The 7,251-nt window shown below is 72.3% G+C and carries 5 protein-coding genes; 2 read left to right on the top strand and 3 right to left on the bottom strand.

Annotated features, from left to right (window positions below; all coding sequences use genetic code 11):
* Positions 1 to 314: 314 nt before the first annotated feature.
* Positions 315 to 863, bottom strand: a complete 549-nt coding sequence (locus tag I5Q34_RS22495) for a MarR family winged helix-turn-helix transcriptional regulator (protein WP_199894100.1) — start codon at positions 861 to 863, stop codon at positions 315 to 317.
* A 146-nt stretch (positions 864 to 1,009) separates the two neighbouring features.
* Between I5Q34_RS22495 and I5Q34_RS22490 the strand changes: the two genes are divergently transcribed.
* A complete protein-coding gene (locus I5Q34_RS22490) occupies positions 1,010 to 2,338 on the top strand; it encodes an MFS transporter (protein ID WP_199894099.1) in 1,329 nt (442 codons plus the stop codon).
* Positions 2,339 to 2,375: 37 nt separating this feature from the next.
* Here the strand turns inward: I5Q34_RS22490 and I5Q34_RS22485 are convergent, their stop codons facing one another.
* Both I5Q34_RS22485 and I5Q34_RS22480 read right to left on the bottom strand, forming a co-directional pair.
* On the bottom strand, positions 2,376 to 4,103 hold the full coding sequence (locus I5Q34_RS22485) for a SpoIIE family protein phosphatase (RefSeq protein ID WP_199894098.1): 1,728 nt from the start codon (positions 4,101 to 4,103) through the stop codon (positions 2,376 to 2,378).
* Between the two features lie 266 nt (positions 4,104 to 4,369).
* Positions 4,370 to 5,665 carry an NAD(P)/FAD-dependent oxidoreductase gene (locus tag I5Q34_RS22480; protein ID WP_234429393.1) on the bottom strand — a complete coding sequence of 432 codons (1,296 nt, stop codon included), beginning with the start codon at positions 5,663 to 5,665 and terminating at the stop codon, positions 4,370 to 4,372.
* 426 nt (positions 5,666 to 6,091) lie between these two features.
* Here I5Q34_RS22480 and I5Q34_RS22475 point away from each other — a divergent pair, with 426 nt between their 5' ends.
* A complete protein-coding gene (locus I5Q34_RS22475; RefSeq protein WP_199894097.1) occupies positions 6,092 to 6,838 on the top strand; it encodes a TetR/AcrR family transcriptional regulator in 747 nt (248 codons plus the stop codon).
* Positions 6,839 to 7,251 lie beyond the last annotated feature (413 nt).

The raw sequence follows: 7,251 nt of genomic DNA, 5'->3' as shown, positions 1-7,251 counted from the left end.
TTTCCGGCGATTCCGACTTTATCAGATCCGTTTTCCGTTCCGTTTCCGGCCCGGACCCTGAATCCGATCCCCGTTGGAGGGGGTTTCGCGCCTTCCGGCGTGATCACTACTTTAGCGGATTTCCCCCGCGACTCCCAATCGGAGTCCGGAACCGAATTCCGGCATGCCGAAATCCATCCCGTTCAAGGGCCGTGCAGTAGTGAATCCCGCCGAGCTGGCGTGAAGCGCTGCCTCGAAAAACCGATCCGGCTCCGTGGCAGCTCGGAGTACATTACGGATCCGCTGCCTCCGTGTCAACCCACGTCGCCCGTGCGTCAGTCGAGGTCCCGGAGTCGCCCGCCCGCGTCCGGCTGGGCCGTCTCCACGCGGCGGAGCAGCCGGGTCAGGAGCTCGCCGAGCCTGCTGCGGTCGTCGCCGGAGAGGTCCTGGAGGAGCTCCTCCTCGAAGACCGAGGCGAGACGCATCGCGTCCAGCCACTTCTCCCGGCCGTCGTCGGTGAGGCCGACGATCACCCGGACGCGGTTGCTGCCGTCGCGCTCCCGGGTGACGAGGCCCTCCGCGACCATGCGGTCGATGCGGTGCGTCATGGCGGCCGGGGTGAGCCCGAGCCGCTTGGCGAGGTCGCCGGGGCCCAGGCGGTAGGGGTGGCCGGCGAGGACGAGGGCTTTGAGCACCTCCCACTCGGCATTGCTGATGCCCAGGTCGGCGGTCTGCCGGCCGTACGCGACGTTCATGCGCCGATTGAGCCTGCTGAGGGCCGAGACCACCTTCTCGACCTGCGGGTCCAGGTCCTGGAACTCGCGCTGGTAGGCGGCGATCTGCTCTTCGAGGCTCGGCTCTGCGGGGCCGGGGGTGTCAGCCATGCCCGGCAGTATGACATGACCCCTTGCCGCTAAAGCCCTTTGATGTGTACTCTTTAGCTTCGAACTTTACGTCTGAAGTCTTCAGGCCTGGACTGTTGCCCTGCGGGGCGACGGTCCAGGCCGCTTCTCGGCCCTAGGGGGTGAGTGTGACCACCGCGATGGGCGCAGCACTGCGCCGGATCCAGCTGGGCAACGCGCTGAGCGCGTTCGGCAACGGCTTCACGGTCCCGTACCTGTTCATCTACGTGTCACAGGTCCGGAATCTCGGCGCGACCACGGCAGGTGTCGTGCTTGCGACGTTCGCCGTCGCCGCGCTGCTCGTGCTGCCGTTCGTCGGCCGCACGATCGACCGCCGGGGTCCGCTGCCTGTCGCCATCGCGGGTACGGTCTCCGCCGCCATCGGGTCGCTGGGCCTCGGCCTGGCCGACACCCAGCCGCTGGTGATCGCCGCTGCGGCCGCGCTGGGTGCCGGTATAGCGGTCATCCAGCCGGCACTGGCCACGATGATCGTCTGGTGCTCGACGACCACCACGCGGTCGCGCTCGTTCGCCACGCAGTTCTTCCTCAACAACCTCGGCCTCGGTGTCGGTGGTCTGCTGGGCGGCCAGATCGTGGACACGTCCGATCCGTCGAGCTTCGTGCGGCTCTTCGCGATCGAGTCCGCGATGTTCCTGGTGCTGGGTGCCACGGTCGCGACCGTGCGGCTGCCGAAGGCGCCCAAGGTCGAGGACGCGATACCGGCCGACGGCTCCGCGAAGAGCGGCTGGCGGACGCTGCTCTCGGACCGGGCGATGGTGCAGCTGCTGGTCCTTGGCTTCGTGATGTTCTTCGCCTGCTACGGCCAGTTCGAGTCCGGTCTCGCGGCCTACGCGGTGGAGGTCACCAAGATCTCGCCGTCGACGCTGGGCATCGCCCTGGCGGCGAACACGGCGGCGATCGTGCTGACGCAGTTCGTCGTGCTGCGGCTGGTCGAGCGGCGTCGGCGGAGCCGGGTCGTCGCGCTGGTGGGGCTGATATGGACGGTGGCGTGGATCGCCGCCGGGGTCTCGGGGCTCATAGCGGGGTCGCACGCCGTCGCGGCCACGCTGTTGATCTCGACGTTCTCGCTCTTCGGCATCGGCGAGTCGATGCTGTCGCCGACGATGGCCCCGCTGGTGGCCGACCTGGCGCCGGCGCGGCTGGTCGGTCAGTACAACTCGGCCTTCGCCCTGGTGAAGCAGCTGGCGCTGGCGGCCGGTCCGGCCGCGGGCGGGATGATGGCGGGTGCCGGGCTGTACGCGCCCTACATCGTGCTGCTGGTGCTGTGCTCGCTGGGAATCTCGGTGCTGGCGCTGCGGCTGGGCCGCAGGCTCACGCCCGCCCAGGACAATCCCCTGCGCGCCGCCGAGGACCGGCGGACGGCTGCCGCGTCCGTGGGCGCGGAGGCGACGGTGGCGGCGGGCGGCACCGACCACCGGATGCCGGTCGGCGTCTGACGGCACCCCGCGCGGAGCCGTTGCGGGGCGGTCCGCCTCATACGTGGGCGGGCTTCGCCGGGAGGGCGAATTCGCACCAGACCGCCTTGCCGCCGCCGGGCGTGCGCCGCGAGCCCCAGGAAGAGGCGATGGTCGCGACGATGGAGATGCCGCGGCCCGCCTCGTCGCCCGGCTCCGCGCGGCGGCGCCTCGGGAGGTGGTCGTCCCCGTCGGTGACCTCGATGATCAGGCGTCGGTCGGTGCGTCGCAGGCGCAGGCGCATCGGGGGTGTGCCGTGCTGGAGCGAGTTGGCCACCAGTTCGCTGGCGGCCAGGACGCCCAGGTCGCGGAGGTCGGCGGGGAAGCGCCAGCTGGCCAGGACGCCGGAGGCGAAGGCACGGGCGCGGGGCGCTGCCTCGACGCCGCCCAGCAGTTCGAGTGCGGCGTTGTGGAAGAGCTCGGCGTCGTGGCCCGTGCGGGCGGGGTGCTGGAGGACGAGGACGGCGACGTCGTCGTCGTGTTCCTCCGTGATGCCGAGGGTGCGGATGAGGCGGTCGCACATGACCTGGGGCGATCCGGTGGCGCCGGCGAAGGCGCGCTCGAGGGCGGTGACGCCCTCGTCGATGTCCTCGCGGCGCCGCTCGACGAGGCCGTCCGTGTAGAGGACGGCGCTGGAGCCGGGGCCGAGCGGCACGCTTCCCGAGGTGTGCAGCCAGCCGCCGGTGCCGAGCGGGGGTCCGGTGGGTTCGGCGGCGCGGTGGACGGTGCCCTCCGGGTCGCGGACGAGGATCGGCAGGTGGCCGGCGGACGCGTAGACCAGGCGCCCCTCGTTGGGGTCGTGGACGGCGTAGACGCAGGTGGCGATCTGGGTGGCGTCGATCTCCGCGGCCAGTCCGTCGAGGAGCTGGAGTACCTCGTGGGGCGGCAGGTCGAGGCGCGCGTAGGCCCGGACCGCCGTGCGGAGCTGGCCCATCACTGCGGCGGCGCGCACCCCGCGGCCCATGACGTCGCCGATGACCAGGGCCGTGCGGCCGGCGCCGAGGGTGATCACGTCGTACCAGTCGCCACCGACGGCGGTGTCCTTGCCGCCCGGCTGGTAGGTGGCGGCGACGCGCAGGTCGTCGGGCTGCTCCAGCTCCTGGGGGAGGAGGCTGCGCTGGAGGGTGACGGCGGCCTCGCGCTGGCGGCGCTCGCTGGTGCGCAGCCGCTCGGCGGCCTCCACCTGGTCGGTGACGTCCGCGGCGAAGACGAGGACGCCGGGCTGGGTACAGCCCCGTTCGTCCGGCCCTGCGTCCCCGGCGCCGACCTGGATGGGGGAGCAGGTGAAGGTGTAGTAGCCGTGCCGGGTGCGGACGTCCGGGTCGGTGGTGCCGTGCGTGTCGGCCGTGGTGACGCGGCGGGACTTGACGGTGCGGGGCCGGCCGCTGCGCAGGACCTGGTCCATGAGGGCCAGCAGGCCGAGCTCCTCCAGCTCGGGGAGGGCCTCGCGAGCGGGGCCGCCGGGGGCGCGGGGGCCGAAGAGGGCGGCGTAGGCGTCGTTGACGTAGGCGATGCGGTGGTCGGGCCCGTAGACGACGGCGACGAGGGCCGGGACCTGGCCGAGGACGTCGTGGACGGAGAGCCCGTCGAGGGTGGGGACGGGCGCGGTGTGCGGTCCCGATCCGGCGCGGGCCGCGGGGACGGAGCCGGTGACGGTGCCCGGTGCGATGGCGGTCTTGCGGTCGGCGCGGGCCGCGGCTCGGCGCTGTGTGCCGGGGAGCCGGGCGCTCCAGCGGGTGAAGTTCACTGAGGATTACCTCGCGGAGTCGGTCCGGATCAGCTCGGCGACGTGGGGTGGCGAAGCCGCGCGCCCGGCGCGGGGGCGCTGTTGGCGGTGCGGGGGCCGGCCCCCGAGGGAATGCAGCAAACGTCCAGATCCTCGCGATCGTTACTCTTCGGAAGTGCGAACCCACCCATGGTCACACGTCCAGTGTGGCCGACCGGACTGACATCCGTGAGACGTCGGAGCCGTCACCGGGAGTTCCCCGCTGCGGCATCGGCGTGGCGCGTGCGTCAACTGGCCTCCGGGTGGCGGCCGGTGCCCGCGGCGAGTTCGAATTCCGCCCGTGGGTTCTCCAGCGAGCCGAGCGAGACGATCTCACGTTTGAACAGCCCGGCGAGGGTCCATTCGGCGAGGACGCGCGCCTTGCGGTTGAAGGTGGGGACGCGGCTGAGGTGGTAGGCGCGGTGCAGGAGCCAGGCGGGGTAGCCCTTGAACTTCTGTCCGTAGACGTGTGCGACGCCCTTGTGGAGGCCGAGCGAGGCGACCGAGCCGACGTAGGCGTGCCGGTAGTCCCGCAGGGAGTGGCCGCGCAGGGAGCACAGGACGTTGCCGGCGAGGACCTTCGACTGACGGACGGCGTGCTGGGCGTTGGGGGCGCAGTAGACGCCCTCGCTCCCCGCCGTCAGGTCGGGGACGGCCGCGGCGTCGCCGGCTGCCCAGGCGTGTTCGGTGCCCGCCACCCGCAGGTCGGGGTGGCAGCGGATGCGGCCGCGTTCGTCGAGCGGGAGGTCGGTGGCGGCGAGGAGGGGGTGCGGGCGGACGCCGGCGGTCCACACGAGGGTGCGGGCGGGGTGGCGCGAGCCGTCGCTGAGCACCGCGACGCGGTCCTCGCAGGAGTCGAGGCGGGTCTCCAGGCGTACGTCGATGTTGCGGCGGCGCAGTTCCCGCAGGGCGTAGCGGCCCATCTCGGGGCCGACCTCGGGGAGGATCCGGTCGGTGGCCTCGACGAGGAGGAAGCGCAGGTCGTCGGGGGAGATGTTGTGGTAGTAGCGGGCCGCGTAGCGGGCCATGTCCTCCAGCTCGCCCAGGGCCTCCACGCCCGCGTAGCCGCCGCCGACGAAGACGAAGGTGAGGGCGGCGTCGCGGACCTCGGGGTCGCGGGTGGAGGAGGCGATGTCGAGCTGTTCGAGGACGTGGTTGCGCAGGCCGATGGCCTCTTCGACGGTCTTGAAGCCGATGCCGTGCTCGGCGAGGCCGGGGACGGGCAGGGTGCGGGAGACGGAGCCGGGGGCGACGACCAGTTCGTCGTAGTGCAGGGCGATGTCGCCGGCGCCCTCCTCCTCGGTGGCGAGGGTGCGCACGTGCACGGTGCGTGCGGCGTGGTCGATGGAGGTCGCCTCGCCGACGACGACCTCGCACCGCTTGAGGGTGCGGCGGAGCGGGACGACGACGTGGCGCGGCGAGATGGAGCCGGCCGCGGCCTCGGGGAGGAAGGGCTGGTAGGTCATGTACGGGTCGGGGCTGACGACCAGGATCTCGGCCTCGCCCTTTCTGAGCCGGCCCTGCAGGTGCAGTGCCGCGTACATGCCCACGTATCCGCCGCCGACGACCAGAATGCGCGCCGCTCGCCTCACCGCCGATTCTTTGGCCAAGGCTGTCCCTTCGCATCCTCGCGTTCACAGCTCTCTCCCATGACGCACCGGGTACCGGGGTTTGTCCACAGGGCCGGGCCGAACATATGACTGGCGACCGAGCTGGCCTGCCGCCCGTCCTGTTGTCCCTGTCGCGAGAAGGTCCGCAGGTCAGCAAGGATGCGCGGGGGTGGTGAAGTGGTGCGGAATCAACCCGCCCCGGGCGCGTACTCCAATTGGGGGTGGGCTGTGCGGAACTACCCCCTTCTTTCTTGACCTGGGCTCAACTATGTTCGTACTCCGTCGGGGCGCCGAAAGCGCCGTGCCCCGGCAGTCAGGGCGGGGAGTCTCCGGGGGGAGACGTCATAACCGGGGGAAAACATGCCAATTCAGGGCACTCATTGGTCTACTGCTGTCGCGCCGTCGGACGGCAACGGCGGTCGTAGCACGCCGCTGCGCGTCGACGCCCAGCGCAACCTGGAGCACGTGCTGAGGGCGGCTCGCGAGGTCTTCGGCGAGCTGGGGTACGGGGCACCGATGGAGGACGTGGCGCGTCGGGCCCGCGTGGGCGTCGGCACGGTCTACCGGCGGTTCCCGAGCAAGGACGTACTGGTCAGGCGGATAGCCGAGGAGGAGACCGCGCGGCTGACCGAGCAGGCGCGCACGGCTCTGGGCCAGGAGGACGAGCCCTGGTCCGCGCTGTCGCGGTTCCTGCGCACCTCGGTGGCCTCGGGCGCGGGGCGGCTGCTGCCGCCGCAGGTGCTGCGCGTCGGGGTCGAGGTGGAGGCCGCGGAGCCGGCCGTGCCGCCGCAGGCGCGGGTGCCGCAGCAGCGGCAGCCCGGCGGGACGGGCGGCCAGCTGCACGAGCTGCGGCTCGTCGAGCACCGGCCGGCACCGGCCGAGGAGCGGGACGGCTCGGGCGCCGCGGCGCTGCTGGAGGTCGTCGGGCGGCTGGTGGACCGGGCACGGTCGGCCGGCCAGCTGCGCCCGGACGTGACGGTCGCCGACGTGCTGCTGGTGATCGCCACGGCGGCGCCGTCGCTGCCGGACGCGGCGCAGCAGGCGGCGGCGTCCTCGCGGCTGCTGGACATCCTGCTGGAGGGGCTGCGCTCGCGGCCTGCCGCGTAAGGGCCTGACGCCGGCCGGGCTCCGGCCGCTCCGGTGAACGGGCGGGCGCGCCCGGTTGGTGCGTGTCCCGCCCGCGATACGGAGGACTGCTTTCCGGCGGGCGTCGGTCGCCGTCCTCGGACGGAGCCGGTGGGCGGCCGCACGGGGTGCGGCTCGTCGAGCACCGGCCGGCACCGGCCGAGGAGCGGGACGGCTCGGGCGCCGCGGCGCTGTGCGAGACCGCGTTCCGTCGGCCCGGAAGACCGATCGCACCGAATCCGCGCACTGGAGGACTCCGTTGGGGAGAACCGGGTGCACCGGAGTCCGGGTGCACCCGAAAGGAGGGCGGACGTTCGGAAGGGTGTTCCCGTTCGGGTGATGGTTGAGATGACCGTCGAAGCGGCGGACGACGGCCGTTGACGAGTGGCTCCTGG

Source organism: Streptomyces sp. AV19 (assembly GCF_015999245.1).
Classification (GTDB): domain Bacteria; phylum Actinomycetota; class Actinomycetes; order Streptomycetales; family Streptomycetaceae; genus Streptomyces.
The sequence above is the reverse complement of the archived record's forward strand: the minus strand, read 5'-3'. Positions and strand labels throughout refer to the sequence as shown.